This window comes from Pseudomonas azadiae, from assembly GCF_019145355.1.
In the GTDB taxonomy this organism is placed as follows: Bacteria; Pseudomonadota; Gammaproteobacteria; order Pseudomonadales; family Pseudomonadaceae; genus Aquipseudomonas; species Aquipseudomonas azadiae.
On sequence record NZ_JAHSTY010000001.1, the window covers coordinates 2,436,010 to 2,458,241 of the forward strand.

The window sequence follows — 22,232 nt, forward strand, 5'->3', positions numbered from 1 at the left end:
CCCAGCGCGGGGCAAGCCCGCTCACTACAAAGATGTGTAGATACCTATGCTGCGATGAGGCCCGAAAGGACACTACATCCCATGCTGTTTCATCAACCGCGCATAACTCCCATCCGCCTTCATTTTGGCAATCTCCCGATCAAACCCGGCAACGATCTGCGCATGCTCGGGGTGCTTGAGGCTGACCAGGATATGCAGGCTGTTTTCACTCAGCGGCGTGGGCAAGAACTCCACCGCATTGCGCACCCGCGCGGACTCGCGGGACAGGTAGTAACGCGCCACATATTCATCCTCCACCGTCAGCCGCACCCGCTGCGCCGCGAGCATGCGCACGGCCATGGCGAAGTTATGCACAGGGACTTTCTGCAACTGCGCATCGCCATCAAACGCCGCCGAATAGGCATACCCGCGCACCACGGCGATCGGATAGTCGTGCAGTTGCTCAAGGTGCTGGAACACTATGGGATCGTCGCGACGCTTGATGAAGCGCACGCGGTTGAGCAAGTACTCACTGGAAAACTGCCCCAACTGCGTACGGGCGTTGTCATACCAGGCATTGACGAGCACGTCATAGCGCCCATCGCCGACCCCCATCAGCGCGCGTGCCCAAGGCACCTGCTCGAAGTCACTGGCGTACCCCGCACGGGCCAGGGCGGTGCTGACAATATCGGTGGCCAGCCCGCCGTTGATCAAGGTGGCATCGGTAAAGGGCGGCCAGGCATCCGCTACCAGGCGCAGACGCTGTGCAAAAGCCGGCTGGGCCAGCAGCAACACTGCAATCAAAGCAACGGCACGAGAGAATCGCGGCATGCTCAAGTCCTTGGCAGGCAGGCGTTGGCCTGGGCTCAGGCGGGGCCCGAGGTGCTAACAGTAGCTCAGATTACACAAAGAAACCGGTCGCCAAGGCGCCGAATGATGGCAAATTGACCTCATTCACAAAAATAGCGCATTTAGACAGCGTCGCCTGCTGCGCTTACTATCCACAGCAGACCTTTACACGAGAACACGCCATGACGGTTGAATGGGTTTGTAAACATCACGACGAACTGGGCAAGGAGCAGCTTTATGCCATCCTGCACCTGCGCAACGAGGTTTTTGTCGTCGAGCAGAAATGTGTTTATCAGGACATTGACGGGCAGGACTTGTCGGGCGATACCCATCACCTGATGGCCTGGCAGGATGACGCGCTGGTGGCCTACCTGCGCCTGCTGGATCCGGAATCCCAGGGCGGCGATGTGGTGATCGGCCGGGTGCTTGTGGCGCCCGTGGCGCGCGGCACCGGGCTGGGGCATCGGATGATGGAGGAGACGCTCAAGCAAATTGAAGACATCTGGCCGGATACACCGATATTCCTCTCGGCCCAGGCGCATCTGCAGGGGTATTACGGGCGGTATGGGTTTGTGGTGGCGGGTGAGGAGTATCTGGAGGATGACATTCCACATATCGGTATGCGGCGTGTTTGAGGGCCTCTTCGCAGGCAAGCCAGCTCCCACATTTTGACCGTGTGAACCCGATCCAATGTGGGAGCTGGCTTGCCTGCGAAGGCGTCAGCACAGTCACCGACGGGCTTCAGGGATAACCCAACACCCGCTTTATCCCTACCAGGTTCACCTCGATCCACCGCCGATCAATCGCTCCCCAATCGCGAATCCGATAGTGCCCCGCATGGTTGCGGGCGCCGTCCTCCTGCTCGAACTCACACACAATGTCCAAATCAGCCAACGCCGCAATCGTATCCTGCGCCGTGCGCCGGGGCATGCCCGTGGCGTCGGTGAGTGCCGGCACACTGCTGGCCTGGCCGCTGTCGATCAGGTAGGCCACGTACAGGCGGCGGTAGAAGCTGCTCTTGGTCTTGCTCACATCCATGGTTGGTCGCCTTGTGCGGTCAGGGCTTGCCCTGCAGGTCGCGATAAGTGAGGTACACGCGCAGGTCGAATTCCACTTGATGGTAGCCCGGCATCATGTACTCGCAGAGTTTGTAGAACGCCTTGTTGTGGTCCGATTCCTTGAAGTGCGCCAGTTCGTGTACCACGATCATGCGCAGGAATTGCGGCGCGGCTTCCTTGAACAGCGCGGCAATGCGGATTTCTTTCTTGGACTTCAGATTGCCGCCCTGCACCCGCGAGATCGTGGTGTGCAGGCCCAAGGCGCGGTGAGTCAGGTCCAGGCGGTTATCGAACAGCACTTTGTCGATGGCCGGCGCATTGCGCAGATGTTCCTGCTTCAAGGCCAGCGCGTAGGCATACAGCGCCTTGTCACTCTGCACGGCATGGCGTTCGGGGTAACGTTGTTCCAGGTAAGCGCCCAACTGATCCTTGGCGATCAGTTGGCGCACTTGCTCCTGGAGGGCTGCGGGATAGGCCTGGAGATACTTCAGCGCGGTCATGGGGTCTGCAACAAGGTTCGGATAGGCGCCAGTGTAGCGAATTCAGCGCAAGCGGGCGCGCGACCAGTCGGCCACTTCCTCGGCCATCAACGGTTGCGCCGCCAACGGGCCTTGAATAAACGCGCAACCATTGGCCTTGAGCCACTGGGCCTGCTCCTGGGTTTGCACCCCCTCAGCCACCACCGCCACCTCAAAATGCCCGCACAGCTCGATAATGCTGCGCGCCATGACCGCGTCCCGCGCAGAACCCGGCAGGCGCGCGACCAACTGCGGGTCGAGCTTGAGGGTGTCGAAGGCCAGGTCACGCAGATGCGCCAGGGAACAGTGGCCCAGGCCGAAGTCGTCGAGGGCGGTACGCACGCCAAGTTGACGCAGCAACTTGAGCTGCTTGGTCGATTCCTCGAGGTTACTCATCAAGCTCTCTTCGCTGATTTCCACCTCCAACTGGCGCCCCTGTAACCCATGTCGTTCGAGTACCTGCTGCAGTTGGTTCGCCAGGTTGGGCATACAGAACTGGTTGCTGCTCAAGCTCACGCTCAATATCAGTTCATCATCAAAGATCGCCTGCCAGGTCTGGCGCTGGGCAGCAGCCTGCTGGTAGATCCAGGTGCTCAGTTGGCTGATCAGCCGCGCCTCTTCCAGCAACGGCAGGAACAGCCCCGGCGGCACATCGCCGACACTTGGATGCTGCCAGCGCAACAGGGCTTCGACGCCGCGCAAACGTCCGTCTTCCAAGGAAACCTGAGGCTGGTAGACCAGGATGAAATCCTTGTTTTGAATGGCTGTACGCACGCTGTCTTCGAGCATCAGGCGCGAACGGGCGCGGCCGTTCATTTCCTGGTCGTAATAACGATATTGCTGACGGCCCGCGCGCTTGGCTTCGTACATGGCGATGTCGGCTGCGCGCAGCAGGCCATTGAGATCCGAGCCGCAATCCGGGAAGGTGGCGATGCCGATGCTGACCCCGAGCATCACGTCCAGGCCATCCACTTGCTGGCAGATCGACACACGTTCGATCAGTTTTTCCGCAATCTTCGCCGCCTGCTCAGGAAACTCAAGCTCAAGCAGCGCGGTAAATTCATCGCCGCCCATGCGCCCAAGGATGTCGTAGGAACGCAGGCACCCCTGCAGTTGCTCCGACACCCAGCGCAGCACCCGGTCGCCGGCGTCATGCCCCAGGGAATCGTTGACCCGTTTGAAGCCGTCCAGGTCCAGGTACAGCAACACCAGGGATTGCTCAGCGCGTTCGCTGCGCAGCAACGTGTTCTCCACCGCCTGGTAGAAACCGCGCCGGTTCAGCAGCCCGGTCAAGGGATCCGTGACGGCCTGGAACTCCAATTGCTGATGCAGGTGGCGCACCTCGGACATGTCCAGCACCGTCACCACCATCGCCTTCTGCTCGGCGGGCAGCGGCGCGCACGACAACGCCACCGGCACTTGCTGGCCACGGCGGGTACGCAGGATCGCATCATGCAGGCGCCAGGTTTCACCCTTGCGGTAACCGGCGTACATCTGCGACTCCAGCCACGCCGGCACATGGGGCTTTTGCAGGAAACTCAGGAATTGCTGGCCCTGCAACTCGTCCACGGTGGCATTGAGCAACCGTGAAATTGCCGGGTTGGCGTATTCGATCACCCCTGCTTCGCTGACCACCAGGATGCCCTCGGATGCGTTGTCGAGCACCGACGCATTGAACGCCCGGGCGGACTCCAAATCGTGGCTCAAGCGCTGCAAAGCCCGGCGATTGCGCTGATGTTCCAGCAACGCCTCGATCTTGGGCTTGAGAATATGCGGGTCGAAAGGCTTTAACAGGTAATCGATGGCGCCGCTGGCGTAACCTTCCAGCACGGCGGCCGGCGACTGGGCGTCGGCGCTGAGAAAGATGATCGGCGTCATGCGCGTGCGCTGGCTGCCACGCATGAAGCGCGCGACTTCAAAGCCGTCCATGCCGGGCATCATTACGTCCAGCAGCACCAGATCGACTTCGTGCACCAGCAGTAATTCGAGCGCTTCCAGGCCGGAACCTGCGGTGATGACCTGCCAATCTTCGCGCTGTAAAAGCGCACGCATGCTGAGGAGGTTTTCCGGGTAGTCATCGACCACCAAAAGAACCGAATCGCCATCGCCGTGGTGTGGAGCGCATTCCATGCTACGTCTCTTCCTTAGGGAGCTGCTCCGGTCACTTCTAGGGTAAAACCCGGACAAACACTGAGGCCTCACTCTAGCCCCGGCACCGAAAAATCAGAAGTAACCTCAGTGCCATCATTGCGCCAATTTTCAGGAAGCCGACTAACGGTCAGTGCCTGAAGCCCACGGATCTTGGGAAACATGGCTTTTTGACACTTCGCTGACGCCAATAAATTGCCAAGCAACATTTAACAATCTGGTTAACACCACCTATAAAGAACCTGTCTGGCCCAAGGGCCAATGCCTACACCCCTCTGTAAAAAGGCCTACGCCATGATTGACCTATCCACCTGGAACCTCAGCATTCCTGTCGGCTCCCCGCCTACGACCATCCAAACCTCCAGGCTGATGAGCGGTTTCAAGGACCAATATTTCCAGGCCGAAGGCAGCAACGTGCAATTCTGGACGCCCGTCACCGGCACCCGTACGGAAAACGCCATTTACCCACGCAGTGAACTGCGCGAAACCTACGCCGACGGACGCCTGCGCAACTGGACCTATCCAGACGCAGACAACTTCCTGCGCGCCACCTTGGCCGTCAATCAGGTGCCGTCCACCGGCAAGATCGTGATCGGACAGATTCACGCCTATGACAGCCAGAAACCGCTGATCAAGCTCGAATACCAATTCAAGGAAAAGACCCAGACCGGCAACATCGTCGCCAAAGTGCGCATGCGCCCGGATGAAGATGAAAGCCGCGTGATCACCATCGCGTCCAATGTGCCGCTGCAAAAAAGCTTCACCTACGTGATCAACCTGAACAAAGCCGGACTGCTCGCCGTGTATGCCGCCGACAAGGAATGGAACGAGCGCATCGGTGCCGCGTGGGCGTCAAAGCCGCTGTATTTCAAGGCGGGCGTGTATGTACAGGACAACAGTGGCAACACCAACGAGGGGGCGAAGGTGACGTTTGAGAAGTTGGATATTGATCACGACTGAGCAGTGCTGCATTTCGTGTAGGCCTCGTCCTAATGACCCATAGACCATTCGCACACTTGAACACGCCGACGATCCCTGTGGGAGCCGGGCTTGCCCGCGATGGGGGTGTACCAGTCAATAATTCCAGCGGCTGGCCCACCGCCATCGCGGGCAAGCCCGGCTCCCACAGTCAATCTCCTTTGCCTGTGGGGTTGGTGTTCGTCCTACAGGGCCGTTGCGGTGAGTCTGGGCGACGCTTATAGTTCGACCCGTCGCCGGTCTTGACCGGCGATAGGGTTTCGCAGCCCTACAGAGTTAATTCCGCACCCGTCAAAAACAGCCCAGGCTCCCAGCCGACGGTCGTCTTTGTTATGGCGGCTGTGCGTGGGAGACCTTCGGGTCTGCCGGGTCTTAACTCCTCGGTCTGCGAACCCGCGTACAGCTGCCACCCATTTGTTTCGCAGCAATGGGTGGTCATTCTTCTACTGAGTTAAGGATTTGACATGAAGAACCCACTTCCGCCCCGCCGCTTTTACCCCTGCACTGAAACCGCCACCGACGCGCCCGTGCTTTTGATCGACAGCGACGCCCCATTGCGGGACCTCCACGCCTGCCTGCGCGAACGCCTCAACGCCGCCCTCGAACACCTCAACCTGATGGCCTGCTCCAGCCTGCCGGACTTTGGCGAGCGCGACCTGAATAATGTGGCAAACACGGCGCGCATTCTGGTTCAGGACGTGAGTGACGTATTCCGGGTGATCGAGCACTGCGGCTTCGATACGCCTGACGCCGCTTGATAACGTCCATCCGAAAAAAAGCCCGCATCGCTGCGGGCTTCTTTATAACCGCCTAAGATCGGAGGCGGAGCGGACTATTCAACACACATCAACATGAACCCCATCGAAGCATCTCCCGCCGGCTTGTTATCGCCAACTTTCAGCGTCAATACATTTACGTAATTAAGCCTCGGCATCCCGCCCAACTTGGCATGACCATAAAATATATGTTCATTTGAACTCACATCCGTTACCGAGACCGTACAAAAGCGCGGCGCCTGTTTAAATGCGCCCGGCACGAACCTGACTTTGTAATCGGAAAAATAATCAGGCTGCGCGGTCAACTTCACTTCTTTTACCCACTTCGGCGATTGCGCGGTGATTGTGCCTTTCTCATCAATAGATGCGGTAAACACCCGACTTTCGGCGTGTACCGAAGCGACAGAACCCATTGCAAAAAACGCCATGAAAGCGCCAGCCGTTTTAATAAAGCCCATTATTAAATCTCCCGAAGATTGTTATAAGGATTAACCTTAAACCATTCGGAAACGATAAAAGCGCAGTTTGGACAGCCCACCTATAAAACAGAAATGGACAGTGCCGAACAGAAACTTAACCTACACAGACCGGGCGTTTCGCCTGGAAAAAATCCAGCCGAAAAAAAACCCGCATCACTGCGGGCTTCTTTTAAACGCTTGAGGATCAATTCACCTTAGCGTTCAACTCACCTTTCAGGTAACGCTGGTACATGGCTTCCAACGAGATCGGCTTTATCTTCGAAGCATTACCGGCGCTGATGCCGTCCTCTTCGCCGGCCATGCCTGAGAATGGGGATAGATTTATTCTCGGAGCGAATTGCGAGACTTACGCCGACGGACGCCTGCGCAACTGGACCTATCCGGACGCAGACAACTTCCTGCGCGCCACCTTGGCCGTCAATCAGGTGCCGTCCACCGGCAAGATCGTGATCGGACAGATTCACGCCTATGACAGCCAGAAACCGCTGATCAAGCTCGAATACCAATTCAAGGAAAAGACCCAGACCGGCAACATCGTCGCTAAAGTGCGCATGCGCCCGGATGAAGATGAAAGCCGCGTGATCACCATCGCGTCCAATGTGCCGCTGCAAAAAAGCTTCATCTACATGATCAACCTGAACAAAGCCGGGCTGCTCGCCGTGTATGCCGCCGACAAGGAATGGAACGAGCGCATCGGTGCCGCGTGGGCGTCAAAGCCGCTGTATTTCAAGGCCGGCGTGTATGTGCAGGACAACAGTAGCAACACCAAGGAGGGGGCGAAGGTGACGTTTGAGAAGTTGGATATTGATCACGAGTGATTGGCGTGTCTTTCGAATAGTACCGGTGCGCGCGCATCGGTTCTACATAAGAACCATAGGCCTAAATAATAGGCAAAGTTCTTTATAAGCCTTCCGTCACATCTGGACCTTACTTATAGCAAATAGACTTAATTACCTGTCAACTTTAACAGTAGACTCTCGTGCGATAATCAAGCAATTTAATCATCACTATCTATTGAATATGGCTCCAAGGATGGAGCATCGAAAAGCGAGAAAAAAGACTGAACCCTTGAGTCCAACTCTGCAGAGTACCGATATCATGCCCACGGTTTTGAATGAAAGGCGAGCGCAAATACTGGCATACAAAGAGGGTGAGACAATCACGATCGATTTTTTCGGCGACATAACCGTCGTGATCTTGAAAACAATAGACGACGATTCAGTTACCCTTGTGCATCCGAATGGAGACGAAGACGTTTTGCTTCATGATGATATTAAAGTTGTATTGGGTATCCCTAATCTTTCACCATCTGATAAGTCTGCGAGCCCGCAGCCTCTGGCAATGTCAATGTCAATGTCAATGGCTTATTATTTACACGTCAGTATACGAATGCACCGAACGACACTACGGAACGTGCTTTCCCTTTGGAAACTTGAACCATCGCATATGGACATCTACAAGGCAGCCGTATTCTAGCGTCGTGATGTCTCAGAACCCTCCATGATAGAGTTAAAAGGAGACAACCATGCCCTCTTATAAACTTGAGAATCAACCAACGGCTTACTATTATCCGTTATCTCCAGTCGATCCTAAACAAATACCGCTGAATCCGAAAATCTGTATTAACAGAAGCGATCCAAACTGTATCGATTACAATTATCCAGGCATCAACATGCCCTCACATGCCAAGACGTCAGGCTTTAATTTGATGTCAGACCCCTATGCAACCATGTTTAAAAAAGGTGATGGCGTACGCTTCAGGATCATTAATATCACTAAAGGTGCAGGGTCCTACCGTTCTTCCTTTAATGCCCCTATGGCGTGGGATACAGCATTTTCCGCTATTATCACCGTTGGAGAAATGAACAGCCTTGGCACAGGCAATCAACTTATTTTGATGGATATTTACTCAATATCGACTGACACCTACCATATCTGCGCGGCTCGCAAAATAGAATTCACTCCCTGATCGATAATGCAAGGCAATACATATTTATTATTTGACTACAGCCCTCCCCAATCTCACATGAATAATGTAGGTGACATCATGCCATTTAGCGCTCCAAAGGTTCGTGTTCAAGAACCTCCTCCGCCCATCGGCGCTACGCTAACGTATAAAATCCCGGCTTATTACGGGTACCACATTTTCTACTCTATCCTGACTCCTGCAATGATCGCTACGTTGATGGCTGGCCACAGTGTAATCGCTACGATCCAACAGAATGGACTCCAGCCTTCCTCCAACACACCTTACCCACGCGTCCCCTTCCATACCTACAGTTATACAAGACCTGGACAGCCCAACGATGTATTAGGCGCAGAGTTACAGAATCCGGCAAATTACTTACTCAATACTGAATATCTGATCAGGTTGGCAGTGACGGATCCGACGGGCCTGCTGATAGGCCAATCCGCGGTGACGAAGATTGAATTTACTTAATTAATGGAAGGGCAAGGGTGACATTGGCGAACGTTAAATATTAATCGCCCATGATCAAAGTAGTTATAACTGCTTGCCCCTACCAATCAAGGCAGTACGAGAGTCCTGAAGGTGGAACCAAATACATATACGGTATTGGCTGTCGTCAGTGAACCGAAACCCTCAAGAATGCCCGCGCCCAGTTGACTGAGAGCGGGCATGCCTACCATGATGATCGCTTCTTGTTGAACGCCTCCGCCATAATTCTGAAATACCTGCCTGTAGGTATAGCGCGACAACATATTTTGCGTTGTTATGTTGTAAACATAGTATTCCAATTGATCGCCTGCAGAAATCGCAATTGAATTAAGGTGCAACCTTAGATTCACCCCCCCCCAACCATTGAAAAGTACTGTAGGGCTTACTGTATTTTGCATAGTTTGTATTAATGAGATTTTTGGGATCAAGGCCCAATTCAGGCTCTACAACAAACCCAGGGCCACTCATATCGGAGTAATACACTTCAAGCGGGGGATGCATGATATAAGACGGCATATTCTTTATCCTCGTGATCAAAAAAGCAGGTACACCCCATAACATAATTACTCAAGCTATTCTGTCAACTGTCAGAGTTAACAGTGTATAAATTAACAGTCATTAACTACAAGATGGCTCGCTGATATCATCCTCCAGAACTTCACACCTCGGTTTGAACGCACCATTATGACTGGGCGCATTACCTCTCCGTTTCCGTTATAACCAATCAATTGAAACACCTGTCAACTTTGACAGTAGACGTTCCTATTTGAAAGAGGTCAATCGAAGCACCAATGGACTGACTGAGCGGAGATTCAGATTCACCCGTCGAGAGCGACAGTCATCCAGCCTCCTTAGCTATTTTATTTCGGTGAGTACACAAACGATAACGCAAGTCAGAATCAAGAAACCATTCCCTGTACGGTAAACGACAATCAGGAGGTATCTCAAGCAAACGCTAACTCACCCACAAAAACAACCGAAACCTTGAACAGTCGAAGTTAACACGGACCTCACTCATAGAGCGCACAGATCACGCCTGACATCTTTGAACTCTGCCAACTCCCCATAGTCGGATATAAAGTAGGAAAATCTATAACCGTTAGTGCATTCGGAACCGAATACCAGGATTCGACAATTACAGACATAGCTAACGGAACAGTTTCACTGCTGCATTCCGACGGAAGTACTGACGTATTCGCTATTTCAGATATGATTCTAACGTATAATCTAACCCCTAATATGCAGGCTGAGTTAGCCGCACTCGATACACGAGCAAACGCTACCCCTGTCGAGCCCCAATATGCTCTTTTTACTGTCAATTTCCCAGGCGTAGAGCTCTCCAGCGATCCGCACGGCAGGATTTTTCAAACCACAGGACAATATGTGGGCGCTCTCTGGGTTGAAGACGGCGTCTCTTGCCCAGGAGGCGTGGTTTATGGCCCAGCGCAGACGAACCAGCCGCCCGTTGCCCCGCCAAGCGGGGCTCCATATGTACCACTGGTCTACTAAATCAAGTATTTGATGAGCGATTTCCAATCGTTCAAGAAGGTAACCATCATGCCCTTCCCAGCCGCCCCCCGATCACAATTTCAAGGTAACCGCCCGCCCGTGCCCGCCACGCTATCTTATCCAATCATTGCGGCACGCGGCACCGTCATAGCCACCTCATTGCTACCTGCCTCGTCCGCCATTACCCTAAAGGCCGGCGACACGATGACAGCCTCTCTCCAGCGAACCGGGACCATGCCTGGAGGTGGAGCCTATCCCAGAGTGACCGTGGATACTTATGTCTATCAAAGAAACGGCGCAGCAAGAGACGTATTGGGTGCAACATTGCCCAACCTTCAAAGCCAACTACTGAATATCGATATGCTGTTCAGAATGGTCGTGACCAACGCAGCGGGTCAGGTGCAGGGGCAAACCGCTGTAACGCAGGTCCGATTCGTTTGACACGCACTCATTTATATACCCCCCACAAAAACCCCGCATCTCTGCAGGTTTTCTCATAAACGCTTCAGGCTCAGTTCACCTTAGCGTTCAACTCACCTTTCAAATACCGCTGATACATCGCTTCCAACGAGATCGGCTTGATCTTCGATGCATTACCGGCAGTACCAAACGCTTCATAACGTGCGATACACACGTCACGCATGGCAGTCACGGTCGCGCCGAAGAACTTACGCGAATCAAACTCGCTCGGGTTGGTCGCCATCAACCGACGCATCGCACCGGTCGACGCCAAACGCAGGTCGGTATCGATATTGACCTTACGCACGCCGTACTTGATGCCTTCAACAATCGCTTCCACCGGCACACCGTAGGTTTCTTTGATGTCGCCGCCGTACTGGTTGATGATCGCCAGCCATTCCTGCGGCACCGAGGAAGAGCCGTGCATCACCAGGTGGGTGTTGGGGATGCGTTTGTGGATTTCCTTGATGCGGTCGATGGCCAGTACGTCGCCGGTTGGGTGCTTGGTGAACTTGTAGGCGCCGTGGCTGGTGCCGATGGCGAGGGCGTCGACTTGGGTTTTCTTGACGAAGTCGGCGGCTTCTTCGGGGTCGGTCAGCATTTGGCTGTGATCGAGCACGCCTTCGGCGCCGATGCCGTCCTCTTCGCCGGCCATGCCTGAGAATGGGGATAGATTTATTCTCGGAGCGAATTGCGAGAACTTACGCCGACGGACGTCTGCGCAACTGGACCTATCCGGACGCAGACAACTTCCTGCGCGCCACCTTGGCCGTCAATCAGGTACCGTCCACCGGCAAGATCGTGATCGGACAGATTCATGCCTATGACAGCCAGAAACCGCTGATCAAACTCGAATACCCATTCAAGGAAAAGACCCAGACCGGCAACATCGTCGCCAAAGTGCGCATGCGCCCGGATGAAGATGAAAGCCGCGTGATCACCATCGCGTCCAATGTGCCGCTGCAAAAAAGCTTCACCTACGTGATCAACCTGAACAAAGCCGGACTGCTCGCCGTGTACGCCGCCGACAAGGAATGGAACGCGCGTATCGGCGCAGCGTGGGCGTCAAAACCGCTTTACTTCAAGGCGGGCGTGTATGTGCAGGACAACAGCGGGGATACCAACGAGGGGGCCAAGGTGACGTTTGAGAAGTTGGATATTGATCACGAGTGAACTGTTAGGCCTCACTTCAAGCAGGAATCGTCTGAGGAGTTCTCGGAATACTCACTGATTAACCCACACCTTCAAACAACGTGAACCGGTTTGGCAGCCGGGCTTGTCCACAATGGCGGTGTGTCAGTTTATTTATCTGGTAACTGACACATCGCCATCGCGGGCATACCGCCCTCCATGAAGATAATCAACCCATATTCCCTCATGAAATTTGTTAGATATGGCTATCCACGAGATACGTCCTTTTGAGTGAGCACACTCGCTAAAAAGTAAAACTCTACACACGCAACCATTGATTAAAAAGGTCGCTCGCATAAGCCTGGAATAAAGGTGCATGAAGATTAAAACGGGTAGCAATACCTTCCGCATCTGACGGCGTGCTTGAGTAGACTTCATCTAGAAAAGACGTACAGGAATCGGCGACTTTTTGAATTTCATTGACGTATTCAGTTTTTACACCTTTCAACATCTCGAAACTTCGTAACTGCTCAAGCTCGTGCACATGTTCTCTGATATCCCGATCTGTCAAATCCGCAGCCAGTTCGCGCGTATTAATTTTCACAGCCAACTGCCCCCGCAGGGTGACCATATCATCATATTTAACCGCAGCGTTAGCAATATTAAGAATTAAACTCACGACCGTCGCACCCTCTTTCACCAGTGTAGCCTTGTAAGTAGCAGGGGAGTCAACTACTGAACCAACAGTCTTGACGACCTCATCAATTACAGGCTTGGCTTTATCGAGAAATGTTTCACTCTCATACGCCTCAATTGCCGATTCCAATGTAGCCATTCGCTTGAGCATCTCGTCGTAATGTGATCCATCACTTTCTTTTTTCGCAATTTGCCTGAGCGTAGCAATTGTATTCTCCAGCTCAGTCAACTTATAGGTATTATCGGTCAGGCTCATAGTTCTTAGATTGAATACTGCCGTATTGAGGGTATTACGCCACTGAAGCAAGTCATTTTGTTTATCGGTGAGCACCGAGTTCAAATTTTGCTCAAAGGCTGAAAATGCACCCGGGTCTGCGTTTCTATCTACGCGAGTTAGATAGCTTAATGCATTAACAACACTTGAAGAATCGGACAAATCGATCATTTTACGCAAGGTGTCATTCCCCCGTTGATCGACATCCTCACGATAACTATCCAATGCCTTCAAGTCGCCCACTATTGTTGAGTTTTTTATATTACTGAGACGGATATTTACATACGATCTAATCGTAATTCTGCTTCCTTTCATTGCCACCATGTTAGGTCGCGATAGAGTTACAATTCCAGTATTCATGATAGTAACCTCGTAAAATATTTTATACGTCAGTCAGCGCATCCCGAAGCACGTTAGAATTTGCCTTAATATTACGCCAATCATTAAGGGCAGCCTCCATCTTCAAAACAAATAACCCCAATAGGGAGTAATTAGTGAACTGATGGACAGAATTATCAATTTCGTAGCTCACAGCATCCCAATGAGTGTGCAACTGAGCCGTTGAATTAACGACGGGGGTTACTGCATCATAAAGTGGCCCCATTGTGTCGTGTAGCTTAGTGATAAACCCTCTCAAACCAACACTTGTTTCAAGCGATTCAACCTTTAATTTAAGTTGATCGCTGAGCGCGGACACACCAGCATGTGAAGAAATATCCGTTTTAGCGGCATATAAGGGGGCAAGTAATAGTTCAAGCCCCAAAAGAGGAGTGACACTGGGCTTTGGGCTGCCAGCCTTGGATTGCTTTACTGTGTCTTTCAGCTGTGTAATTTGTAGTCGCAGGTTTGATATTTCTACATTGAGATTATCTGGATTTGATGCCTGGATCATCGCACCTAGCCACGGTTCAATGACGTTAGTCAAAGTGAGTTTGAACGCATCAACACTAGATAAAATGGCATGTGTCTTTATCTTTTCTGAATCAATTGCCGCCTTAAGCGACTTGACTGCATCGGTGAGACTCAAAAACGGTTGAGCGTCACCTCCATCGATGGAGACCGCAGGGAGCGATGCAATTTGCCCTGCGTCCAGCGAGCCAATGCCCGCACTTTCATAACCCTTCATGCCTTTGATAAGGGCAACAGCCTGGTCACCGTACGAAATAAAACTGTCTGCAAATGCATCAAGAATGCCACTTAACTCGCTCATAGAGCGTTTAACGCCATCCCAAGAATTAGCATGATCATAGATAGCTTTAAACTTCGCCTCTATTTCTGGTTTCCACGCAGAGGGCTCATTGGGAAAACGTTGCGCTATAGAAGTACTGGTGATAGGCATATTCTTGCCTTCAGAGACATAGACACTAATAACGCGGACATCGTCCTTCGTTAAAACGGGAATTGGATACTCAAGCGATCTGGACATTATTGTTCTCCAACCTTTAAATTGAAGGGATACATACGTAAAACTTAAGCTTTTACACTCAGCATTTTGCTATGGCCAGCTAGCGTAAAAGTCACGCAACGTTTTTTTCTTGAACATCGGTTTCGGCGGCAGAGCTTTTAATAATAGGATCTACGCTAGGGAGCGTGAGAGTAAAATCTACTCTAACAAATCTTATAAGTACCCAACATAAGCTTTCTTGAGTAAAACGAATGCGTTCTCAGAGAAAAAAGTTAAGCCATGACAAGTCAACCACTCGTAACATTAGTGGAAGGCTGAGGAGTACTCGCTGCCTTATCCTTATTAAAAACAATGTCGTACTGCTCATCGCCTTTAGGAAAATCCGGGAGAGAGGCCGATTTTTCAAGCCTATAAAGCTTACCGTACAAACGATCAAATTCTTTATCATCACTATACAAAAGAGCCGTCTCGCCATCAGCCTTAAAGTGGATAATTACCTCATAAGGCAGCACACCGCCCCGCCAGCTTAACCACCCGGTAAAATCACTTCCCAAATACTGCCCCTTACCGCACTGACCTATAATTTTCCCACTATCGTTATCAACCGATGTCAGCTTGAAAGTATAAAATGTTTCATTAATAGGCTCACTATAATAAGTGGCCTCTAGTTGGGTAACGTGCTTCACGATCGCACACCTCTTCCGTTAAAAATAGCGACTATAAAAAGCTCACACACCTAACTCTACAGGGTCGTCATTTTTTCGCACCTGTTAACATTGACAGTTTTTCAGAACAGTTTTACCCACTTGTTATAGCGCTCAACTATAAGCAGAACATAAGACGCCTTGACCCAAGAGCGCGTATCGTTGGGATGTGTTCCGCGTGATCAAACCCCGTGGTTTTGATAAGCCCAACGCCGCCTGATCAAATTCTAGGCAAAAAGAAGCCCGCATCTCTGCGGGCTTCTTTTTGAACACCTTAGGCTTAATTCACCTTAGCGTTCAACTCACCTTTCAAATACCGCTGATACATCGCTTCCAACGAGATCGGCTTGATCTTCGATGCATTACCGGCAGTACCAAACGCTTCATAACGTGCGATACACACGTCACGCATGGCAGTCACGGTCGCGCCGAAGAACTTACGCGGATCAAACTCGCTCGGGTTGGTCGCCATCAACCGACGCATCGCACCGGTCGACGCCAAACGCAGGTCGGTATCGATATTGACCTTGCGCACGCCGTACTTGATGCCTTCGACGATTTCTTCAACCGGCACGCCGTAGGTTTCTTTGATGTCGCCGCCGTACTGGTTGATGATCGCCAGCCACTCTTGCGGCACCGAGGAAGAGCCGTGCATCACCAGGTGGGTGTTGGGGATGCGTTTGTGGATTTCCTTGATGCGGTCGATGGCCAGTACATCGCCGGTTGGGGGCTTGGTGAACTTGTAGGCGCCGTGGCTGGTGCCGATGGCGATGGCGAGGGCGTCGACTTGGGTTTTCTTGACGAAGTCGGCGGCTTCTTCGGGGTCGGTCAGCATCTGGCTGTGGTCGAGCACGCCTTCGGCGCCGATGCCGTCTTCTTCGCCGGCCATGCCGGTTTCAAGCGAACCCAGGCAGCCCAGCTCGCCTTCAACCGAGACGCCGCAGGCGTGGGCCATGGTCACAGTCTGCTGGGTGACGCGCACGTTGTAGTCGTAGTCGGTTGGGGTCTTGCCGTCTTCGCCCAGGGAGCCGTCCATCATCACCGAACTGAAGCCCAGTTGGATCGAGCGCTGGCACACGTCGGGGCTGGTGCCGTGGTCCTGGTGCATGCACACCGGGATGTGCGGGAATTCTTCGATGGCGGCGAGGATCAGGTGACGCAGGAACGGGGCGCCGGCGTATTTGCGCGCGCCGGCCGAAGCTTGGACGATCACGGGGGAGTCGGTCTTGTCAGCGGCTTCCATGATGGCGCGCATCTGCTCAAGGTTGTTGACGTTAAAGGCTGGGACGCCGTAGCCGAACTCGGCTGCGTGGTCCAGCATCTGACGCATGCTGATAAGTGCCATTGTGTTGTCTCTCCCGGTCGAGGGTCGTTAATTCGTGCAAGCCTGCCGTAGCGGCGGCTGCTATTCAAGTTATTGCAGGTCAGGGTTTGCGTACCTGGCTTGCTGAATCGTTATTGCTGGTGTGGCCTGGTGCAAATGCCACTGTGAACCGGATCAATGTGGGAGCTGGCTTGTGTGGGAGCCGGGCTTGCCCGCGATAGCATCAACTCGGTACATCTGTTGTACCGAGGTGTCTGCATCGCAGGCAAGCCAGCTCCCACACAAGCCCGCTCCCACAGTTGGATCTCATTGGATTTGAGATCGAGTTCCACTTATTGAGCCTTGCAACCGCGCCCGATCAGATCATCCGTGGCCACCCAGTAAACCAGGCCTTCCTCGCCTTTGGTGTGAAACGCCAATTGGTCGTTGGCATACAGAACGCCCGAGGCGGCAACGTCCTGTTTAAGGCGGTAAACCTGGTCGGAACCGCCGAGGCGAACATCCACCTCGGATTTGGCCGGGTTGGCAAAGCGCCAGTTGACCTCGGCCTTGCTGTCGCAGGTCCAGGTGGTCCACTTGTCGGCAGTTTCTGCCTTGTTGAACATGTTCATGCTGCTGCAGCCGGTCAATAAAGCCAGGGCTGCCAGGACGAAAGCGCCTTTCATTGCCAATCCTCAAGTTGATCAGACCCGTCAAGGGCAACCCTGTTCCTGACCGTTTGGCGCGGAGTCGTATTTCTCCAGCCGTTCGTTGCCGATGCGCTTGTTGATCACCGGCATGGTCTCGGCTTGCCAATCAGCCTGGTAGCAGCTTTTTTCCGACGCCGGCACCGGTTTCCCGGGCGCTGGCGCCGCGCTTGGCGTGCTGCCGCAGCCGGCCAACAGGCCCGCTGCGATCACCAGTGCCAACGACTTGATCATGGGAATACTCCTTTTCCGGATCACGCGCCTTAACCTTTGGCTCGAGTTTCCAATACTTCAACGGCCGGCAGGACTTTGCCTTCAACGAATTCGAGGAATGCGCCACCGCCGGTAGAAATGTAGGAGATCTGGTCAGCAACGCCATATTTATCGATAGCCGCCAGGGTGTCGCCGCCGCCGGCGATGGAGAATGCCGAGCTTTCGGCGATGGCCTTGGCCAGCACTTGGGTGCCGTTGCCGAATTGGTCGAATTCGAACACGCCAACCGGGCCGTTCCACAGGATAGTCCGGGAAGCCTTCAGCAGTTCAGCGAAGTTGGCTGCCGTTTGCGGGCCGATGTCCAGGATCATATCGTCGTCTGCTACGTCAGCGATCAGCTTGACGGTGGCTTCGGCGCTTTCGGCGAATTCCTTGGCGACTACAACGTCTACCGGCAATGGCACGCTGACTTTCGCGGCAATGGCGCGGGCGGTGTCGAGCAGGTCCGGCTCGTACAGGGACTTGCCCACCGGGTGGCCGGCGGCGGCCAGGAAGGTGTTGGCGATGCCGCCGCCGACGATCAGTTGGTTGCAGATCTGGCTCAGGCTGTTGAGCACGTCGAGTTTGGTCGAGACTTTGGAGCCGGCCACGATGGCGGCCATCGGTTGGGCCGGTGCGCCCAGGGCCTTGCCCAGTGCGTCCAGCTCGGCAGCCAGCAGTGGGCCAGCAGCGGCAACCTTGGCGAACTTGGCCACGCCGTGGGTCGAACCTTCGGCGCGGTGGGCGGTGCCGAAAGCGTCCATCACAAACACGTCGCACAGGGCGGCATATTGCTGGGCCAGTTCGTCGCTGTTCTTTTTCTCGCCCTTGTTGAAGCGCACGTTTTCGAACAGCACGATGTCGCCCGGCTTGACGTCGACGCCGCCGAGGTAATCCGCCACCAGCGGCACGTCGCGCCCCAGGGCCTTGCTCAGGTAGTCGGCCACAGGCTTGAGGCTGTTTTCGGCAGAGAACTCACCTTCGGTCGGGCGACCCAGGTGGGAGCAGACCATCACGGCCGCGCCTTTTTCCAGGGCCAGCTTGATGGTCGGCAGCGAAGCCAGGATTCGCGCATCGCTGGTCACCACACCGTCCTTGACTGGGACGTTGAGGTCTTCGCGAATCAGTACGCGCTTACCTTGCAGATCGAGGTCGGTCATCTTCAACACGGTCATGGGTGGCAGTTCCTGAATTACTGTTGAGGTTGTTTGGTAGCGATGTGCAGATAATGTTCCGCAACGTCGAGCATTCGATTGGCAAAGCCCCATTCGTTGTCGAACCAGGCCAGGATGTTCACCAGCCTTGGGCCGGAAACGCGGGTCTGGCTGGCATCGACAATCGCCGAATGCGGGTCGTGGTTGAAATCGCAACTGGCGTGGGGCAACTCGGTATAGGCCAGCAAGCCTTTGAGCGGGCCGCGGGTGGCGGCGTCGCGCAGGATCCGGTTGACCTCGGTCGCATCGGTGTCGCTCACGGTTTGCAGGGTGATGTCCAGGCAGGACACATTCACCGTCGGTACCCGTACGGCTTTGGCCTGGATTCGTCCGGCAAGTTCCGGCAACAGTCGTTCGATGCCGCGCGCCAGGCCGGTGGACACCGGAATCACCGACTGGAACGCCGAGCGTGTGCGGCGCAGGTCTTCATGATGATAGGCGTCGATCACCGGCTGGTCGTTCATCGCCGAGTGGATGGTGGTGATCGACACGTAATCGATGCCGATCGCCTGGTCCAGCAGGCGCAACAGCGGCACGCTGCAGTTGGTGGTGCACGAAGCGTTGGACACCAGCAGTTCAGCGCCGGTCAGGCAGTCCTGGTTGATGCCGTAGACGATGGTGGCGTCGACATCCGCCTCGCTGGCCATCGGCTGGGAAAACAGCACACGCGGTGCGCCGGCGTCGAGAAAACGCTGGCCGTCGGCGCGGGTGTTATAGACACCGGAACACTCCAGCACCAGGTCGACGCCCAGTGCTTTCCAGTCGATGCCTTCGGGGGTGGCACTGCGCAAGACCTGCACGCAGTTGCCATTAATGTGCAGACAATCGCCCTCGACCCGCACTTCGCCGGGGAAGCGACCGTGGGTGGAGTCGAAGCGTGTCAGGTATTCGATGCTGGCCATGTCGGCCAGGTCGTTGATCGCGACAACTTCAAACCCGGCCGCCGCCCCTCGCTCGAACAGCGCACGCAAGACGCAACGGCCAATGCGGCCGTAGCCGTTGAGTGCAACTTTGTAGGGACGCGGTTGGGGCATGGGGTTCTCGATCAAGGTGAGTTCGGTGTTGAATGCACCATCGCCATCGCGGGCAAGCCCGCTCCCACAGTAGACCGCAATCCACCTGTGGGAGCGGGCTTGCCCGCGATAGCGCCAGTACAGACAACGCAGACTGACTTAGTCTTCCAGCAGTTCTTCAGCCTGCCCCAGGATGTTTTCCAGAGTAAAGCCGAACTCTTCGAACAAGGCTGGCGCCGGCGCCGACTCACCGTAGGTGGTCATGCCGATGACGCGGCCTTCCAGGCCCACATACTTGTACCAGTAGTCGGCGTGCGCCGCTTCGATGGCGATACGCGCGCTGACCTGCAACGGCAATACCGATTGCTTGTAGCCCGCGTCCTGGGCTTCGAACACGCTGGTGCACGGCATGGACACCACGCGTACGTTGCGGCCTTGCGCGGTCAGCTTGTCGTAGGCCTGAACGGTCAGGCCCACTTCGGAACCGGTGGAGATCAGGATCAGCTCCGGCTCGCCGATGCAGTCCTTGAGCACGTAGCCGCCACGGCTGATGTCGGCGATCTGCGCGTCGCTGCGCACCTGGTGTTGCAGGTTCTGGCGCGAGAAGATCAGCGCCGAAGGGCCGTCCTTGCGCTCGATGGCGTGCTTCCAGGCCACCGCGGATTCCACCGCGTCGGCCGGGCGCCAGCAATCCAGGTTCGGCGTGGTGCGCAGGCTGGTCAATTGCTCGACCGGCTGGTGCGTCGGGCCGTCTTCGCCCAGGCCGATGGAGTCGTGGGTGTACACGTGGATCACACGCTTCTTCATCAGCGCGGCCATGCGCACGGCGTTGCGCGCGTATTCCATGAACATCAGGAAGGTCGCGCCGTAAGGCACCAGGCCGCCGTGCAGGGACACGCCGTTCATGATGGCGCTCATGCCGAACTCGCGCACGCCGTAGTACATGTAGTTGCCGCTGGCGTCTTCAGCGGTCACGCCTTTGCAGCCCTTCCACAGGGTCAGGTTGGAACCGGCCAGGTCGGCCGAACCGCCGAGGAACTCAGGCAGCAGCGGGCCGAAGGCATTCAGGGTGTTCTGGCTGGCTTTGCGGCTGGCGATGGTCTCGCCCTTGGCCGCGACTTCGGCGATGTAGGCCGAGGCTTTTTCCGAGAAGTCGGCAGGCAGGTCACCGGCCAGGCGACGCACCAGCTCGTTGGCCAACTCAGGGAATTCGGCGGAGTAGGCCGCGAAGCGCTGGTCCCACTCGGCTTCGGCGGCCAGGCCTTTTTCCTTGGCATCCCATTCGGCGTAGATGTCGGCCGGGATCTCGAACGGGCCGTGGTTCCACTTCAGCGCTTCACGGGTCAGGGCGATTTCCGCGTCACCCAGCGGGGCGCCGTGGCAGTCTTCCTTGCCTTGCTTGTTCGGCGAGCCGAAGCCGATGGTGGTCTTGCAGCAGATCAGGGTCGGCTGCGCGCTCTTGCGTGCGGTGTCGATGGCGATCTTGATTTCTTCCGGATCGTGGCCGTCGACGTTGCGGATCACCTGCCAGTTGTAGGCTTCGAAACGCTTAGGGGTGTCATCGGTGAACCAGCCTTCGACTTCGCCGTCGATGGAAATGCCGTTGTCATCGTAGAAAGCGATCAGCTTGCCCAGGCCCAGGGTACCGGCCAGGGAGGAAACTTCGTGGGAAATGCCTTCCATCATGCAGCCATCACCCAGGAACACGTAGGTGTGGTGGTCGACAATATCGTGGCCAGGGCGGTTGAACTGCGCGCCCAGGACTTTTTCAGCCAGCGCGAAGCCAACGGCGTTGGCCAGGCCCTGGCCCAGGGGACCGGTGGTGGTCTCGACGCCTGGGGTATAGCCGAATTCCGGGTGGCCCGGGGTGCGGCTGTGCAGCTGGCGGAAGCTCTTGAGGTCATCAATGGTGACGTCGTAGCCAGTCAGGTGCAGCAGCGAGTAGATCAGCATCGAGCCGTGGCCGTTGGACAGCACGAAGCGGTCACGGTCGGCAAACGATGGATTGCTCGGGTTGTGTTTCAGGTAGTCACGCCAAAGTACCTCGGCGATATCCGCCATGCCCATCGGGGCACCGGGATGGCCGCTGTTGGCTTTTTGCACGGCATCCATGCTGAGGGCACGAATGGCGTTGGCACGCTCACGACGGCTGGGCATCGCTGATCTCCTGGGGGCTTGAATAAAGAAACGGAAAAAAGGACCGGCATTTTCCCTCAGCCACCGCCTGCGGGCAATGACAGATAGTCACTTGGGGAGGTTTTTCCTGTGCATTGGGCGCCAATCCCTTGCAGAAACCTTCGGCCGGTTCGTCCAAAGGTTATG

19 protein-coding genes and 4 pseudogenes are annotated in these 22,232 nt (G+C 55.0%); 7 read left to right on the forward strand and 16 right to left on the reverse strand.

What is annotated here, in order from left to right:
- Window positions 1–72: 72 nt before the first annotated feature.
- A complete protein-coding gene (locus tag KVG91_RS11085) occupies window positions 73–810 on the reverse strand; it encodes a substrate-binding periplasmic protein (protein ID WP_169378932.1) in 738 nt (245 codons plus the stop codon).
- Window positions 811–1,010: 200 nt separating this feature from the next.
- Here KVG91_RS11085 and KVG91_RS11090 point away from each other — a divergent pair, with 200 nt between their 5' ends.
- A complete protein-coding gene (locus tag KVG91_RS11090; RefSeq protein ID WP_169378931.1) occupies window positions 1,011–1,463 on the forward strand; it encodes a GNAT family N-acetyltransferase in 453 nt (150 codons plus the stop codon).
- 106 nt (window positions 1,464–1,569) lie between these two features.
- Here the strand turns inward: KVG91_RS11090 and KVG91_RS11095 are convergent, their stop codons facing one another.
- From KVG91_RS11095 to KVG91_RS11105, 3 genes are read right to left on the reverse strand one after another with little or no spacing between them, the layout of a single operon-like run.
- Window positions 1,570–1,866, reverse strand: a complete 297-nt coding sequence (locus KVG91_RS11095; protein ID WP_169378930.1) for a winged helix-turn-helix domain-containing protein — start codon at window positions 1,864–1,866, stop codon at window positions 1,570–1,572.
- Window positions 1,867–1,885: 19 nt separating this feature from the next.
- Complete coding sequence (locus KVG91_RS11100) at window positions 1,886–2,386, reverse strand: M48 metallopeptidase family protein (protein ID WP_069077183.1); 501 nt, start codon at window positions 2,384–2,386, stop codon at window positions 1,886–1,888.
- Window positions 2,387–2,428: 42 nt separating this feature from the next.
- Window positions 2,429–4,534 (reverse strand): putative bifunctional diguanylate cyclase/phosphodiesterase, encoded by a 2,106-nt coding sequence (locus KVG91_RS11105; protein ID WP_169378929.1) that lies wholly within the window; start codon window positions 4,532–4,534, stop codon window positions 2,429–2,431.
- 312 nt (window positions 4,535–4,846) lie between these two features.
- Between KVG91_RS11105 and KVG91_RS11110 the strand changes: the two genes are divergently transcribed.
- The gene (locus tag KVG91_RS11110; RefSeq protein WP_217894886.1) at window positions 4,847–5,512 is read left to right on the forward strand and encodes a polysaccharide lyase family 7 protein; all 666 of its coding nucleotides are present in this window, start codon (window positions 4,847–4,849) and stop codon (window positions 5,510–5,512) included.
- A gap of 482 nt (window positions 5,513–5,994) precedes the next feature.
- Window positions 5,995–6,288: a fructose-bisphosphate aldolase gene (locus tag KVG91_RS11115; protein WP_169376418.1), complete on the forward strand. Its 294-nt coding sequence runs from the start codon at window positions 5,995–5,997 to the stop codon at window positions 6,286–6,288.
- Between the two features lie 74 nt (window positions 6,289–6,362).
- On the opposite strand, the gene KVG91_RS11120 is transcribed toward KVG91_RS11115, so the two are convergent.
- On the reverse strand, window positions 6,363–6,764 hold the full coding sequence (locus tag KVG91_RS11120; protein ID WP_169376419.1) for a hypothetical protein: 402 nt from the start codon (window positions 6,762–6,764) through the stop codon (window positions 6,363–6,365).
- A gap of 205 nt (window positions 6,765–6,969) precedes the next feature.
- Window positions 6,970–7,062, reverse strand: a pseudogene (locus KVG91_RS27980) (class II fructose-bisphosphate aldolase); the annotation flags it as partial.
- A gap of 42 nt (window positions 7,063–7,104) precedes the next feature.
- On the opposite strand from KVG91_RS27980, the pseudogene KVG91_RS11125 reads away from it, so the two are divergent.
- The 3 genes and pseudogenes from KVG91_RS11125 to KVG91_RS11135 form a co-directional block, all read left to right on the forward strand.
- Window positions 7,105–7,603, forward strand: a pseudogene (locus KVG91_RS11125) (polysaccharide lyase family 7 protein); the annotation flags it as partial.
- Between the two features lie 707 nt (window positions 7,604–8,310).
- Entirely contained in the window at window positions 8,311–8,754 is a 444-nt protein-coding gene (locus KVG91_RS11130; protein WP_169374436.1) for a hypothetical protein, read from the forward strand.
- Between the two features lie 2,010 nt (window positions 8,755–10,764).
- On the forward strand, window positions 10,765–11,193 hold the full coding sequence (locus KVG91_RS11135; RefSeq protein WP_169374435.1) for a hypothetical protein: 429 nt from the start codon (window positions 10,765–10,767) through the stop codon (window positions 11,191–11,193).
- Window positions 11,194–11,263: 70 nt separating this feature from the next.
- Here KVG91_RS11135 and KVG91_RS11140 read toward each other — a convergent pair.
- A pseudogene (locus tag KVG91_RS11140) lies at window positions 11,264–11,872 on the reverse strand (class II fructose-bisphosphate aldolase); the annotation flags it as partial.
- Window positions 11,873–11,884: 12 nt separating this feature from the next.
- On the opposite strand from KVG91_RS11140, the pseudogene KVG91_RS11145 reads away from it, so the two are divergent.
- Window positions 11,885–12,384 (forward strand): annotated as a pseudogene (locus KVG91_RS11145) (polysaccharide lyase family 7 protein); the annotation flags it as partial.
- Between the two features lie 277 nt (window positions 12,385–12,661).
- Here the strand turns inward: KVG91_RS11145 and KVG91_RS11150 are convergent.
- From KVG91_RS11150 to tkt, 9 genes are all read right to left on the reverse strand, one after another.
- Entirely contained in the window at window positions 12,662–13,672 is a 1,011-nt protein-coding gene (locus KVG91_RS11150; protein ID WP_169376811.1) for an alpha-xenorhabdolysin family binary toxin subunit B, read from the reverse strand.
- A gap of 22 nt (window positions 13,673–13,694) precedes the next feature.
- Window positions 13,695–14,738 carry a hypothetical protein gene (locus KVG91_RS11155; RefSeq protein ID WP_169376812.1) on the reverse strand — a complete coding sequence of 348 codons (1,044 nt, stop codon included), beginning with the start codon at window positions 14,736–14,738 and terminating at the stop codon, window positions 13,695–13,697.
- Between the two features lie 266 nt (window positions 14,739–15,004).
- Window positions 15,005–15,403: a hypothetical protein gene (locus tag KVG91_RS11160; protein ID WP_169376813.1), complete on the reverse strand. Its 399-nt coding sequence runs from the start codon at window positions 15,401–15,403 to the stop codon at window positions 15,005–15,007.
- A 298-nt stretch (window positions 15,404–15,701) separates the two neighbouring features.
- Window positions 15,702–16,766, reverse strand: coding sequence for a class II fructose-bisphosphate aldolase (gene fba / locus KVG91_RS11165; protein WP_217894887.1), 1,065 nt, complete (start codon window positions 16,764–16,766; stop codon window positions 15,702–15,704).
- 311 nt (window positions 16,767–17,077) lie between these two features.
- Window positions 17,078–17,410, reverse strand: a complete 333-nt coding sequence (locus tag KVG91_RS11170; protein WP_169378935.1) for an MliC family protein — start codon at window positions 17,408–17,410, stop codon at window positions 17,078–17,080.
- 27 nt (window positions 17,411–17,437) lie between these two features.
- Window positions 17,438–17,665 carry a hypothetical protein gene (locus KVG91_RS11175; protein ID WP_169378936.1) on the reverse strand — a complete coding sequence of 76 codons (228 nt, stop codon included), beginning with the start codon at window positions 17,663–17,665 and terminating at the stop codon, window positions 17,438–17,440.
- A 29-nt stretch (window positions 17,666–17,694) separates the two neighbouring features.
- Window positions 17,695–18,858: a phosphoglycerate kinase gene (locus KVG91_RS11180; protein ID WP_169378937.1), complete on the reverse strand. Its 1,164-nt coding sequence runs from the start codon at window positions 18,856–18,858 to the stop codon at window positions 17,695–17,697.
- Window positions 18,859–18,875: 17 nt separating this feature from the next.
- The gene (gene epd / locus KVG91_RS11185) at window positions 18,876–19,931 is read right to left on the reverse strand and encodes an erythrose-4-phosphate dehydrogenase (protein ID WP_169378938.1); all 1,056 of its coding nucleotides are present in this window, start codon (window positions 19,929–19,931) and stop codon (window positions 18,876–18,878) included.
- Between the two features lie 138 nt (window positions 19,932–20,069).
- Entirely contained in the window at window positions 20,070–22,067 is a 1,998-nt protein-coding gene (gene tkt / locus KVG91_RS11190) for a transketolase (protein WP_169378939.1), read from the reverse strand.
- Window positions 22,068–22,232: the final 165 nt, after the last annotated feature.

Bases quoted from the DNA above. Each gene is read 5' to 3' on its own strand.
- KVG91_RS11105 (WP_169378929.1), bottom strand. From the start codon at position 4,534: ATGGAATGCGCTCCACACCACGGCGATGGCGATTCGGTTCTTTTGGTG.
- KVG91_RS11090 (WP_169378931.1), top strand. From the start codon at position 1,011: ATGACGGTTGAATGGGTTTGTAAACATCACGACGAACTGGGCAAGGAG.
- KVG91_RS11155 (WP_169376812.1), bottom strand. From the start codon at position 14,738: ATGTCCAGATCGCTTGAGTATCCAATTCCCGTTTTAACGAAGGACGAT.
- KVG91_RS11085 (WP_169378932.1), bottom strand. From the start codon at position 810: ATGCCGCGATTCTCTCGTGCCGTTGCTTTGATTGCAGTGTTGCTGCTG.
- KVG91_RS11095 (WP_169378930.1), bottom strand. From the start codon at position 1,866: ATGGATGTGAGCAAGACCAAGAGCAGCTTCTACCGCCGCCTGTACGTG.
- KVG91_RS11110 (WP_217894886.1), top strand. From the start codon at position 4,847: ATGATTGACCTATCCACCTGGAACCTCAGCATTCCTGTCGGCTCCCCG.
- KVG91_RS11120 (WP_169376419.1), bottom strand. From the start codon at position 6,764: ATGGGCTTTATTAAAACGGCTGGCGCTTTCATGGCGTTTTTTGCAATG.
- KVG91_RS11150 (WP_169376811.1), bottom strand. From the start codon at position 13,672: ATGAATACTGGAATTGTAACTCTATCGCGACCTAACATGGTGGCAATG.
- KVG91_RS11180 (WP_169378937.1), bottom strand. From the start codon at position 18,858: ATGACCGTGTTGAAGATGACCGACCTCGATCTGCAAGGTAAGCGCGTA.
- tkt (WP_169378939.1), bottom strand. From the start codon at position 22,067: ATGCCCAGCCGTCGTGAGCGTGCCAACGCCATTCGTGCCCTCAGCATG.
- KVG91_RS11175 (WP_169378936.1), bottom strand. From the start codon at position 17,665: ATGATCAAGTCGTTGGCACTGGTGATCGCAGCGGGCCTGTTGGCCGGC.
- KVG91_RS11115 (WP_169376418.1), top strand. From the start codon at position 5,995: ATGAAGAACCCACTTCCGCCCCGCCGCTTTTACCCCTGCACTGAAACC.
- epd (WP_169378938.1), bottom strand. From the start codon at position 19,931: ATGCCCCAACCGCGTCCCTACAAAGTTGCACTCAACGGCTACGGCCGC.
- fba (WP_217894887.1), bottom strand. From the start codon at position 16,766: ATGGCACTTATCAGCATGCGTCAGATGCTGGACCACGCAGCCGAGTTC.
- KVG91_RS11130 (WP_169374436.1), top strand. From the start codon at position 8,311: ATGCCCTCTTATAAACTTGAGAATCAACCAACGGCTTACTATTATCCG.
- KVG91_RS11100 (WP_069077183.1), bottom strand. From the start codon at position 2,386: ATGACCGCGCTGAAGTATCTCCAGGCCTATCCCGCAGCCCTCCAGGAG.
- KVG91_RS11170 (WP_169378935.1), bottom strand. From the start codon at position 17,410: ATGAAAGGCGCTTTCGTCCTGGCAGCCCTGGCTTTATTGACCGGCTGC.
- KVG91_RS11135 (WP_169374435.1), top strand. From the start codon at position 10,765: ATGAGCGATTTCCAATCGTTCAAGAAGGTAACCATCATGCCCTTCCCA.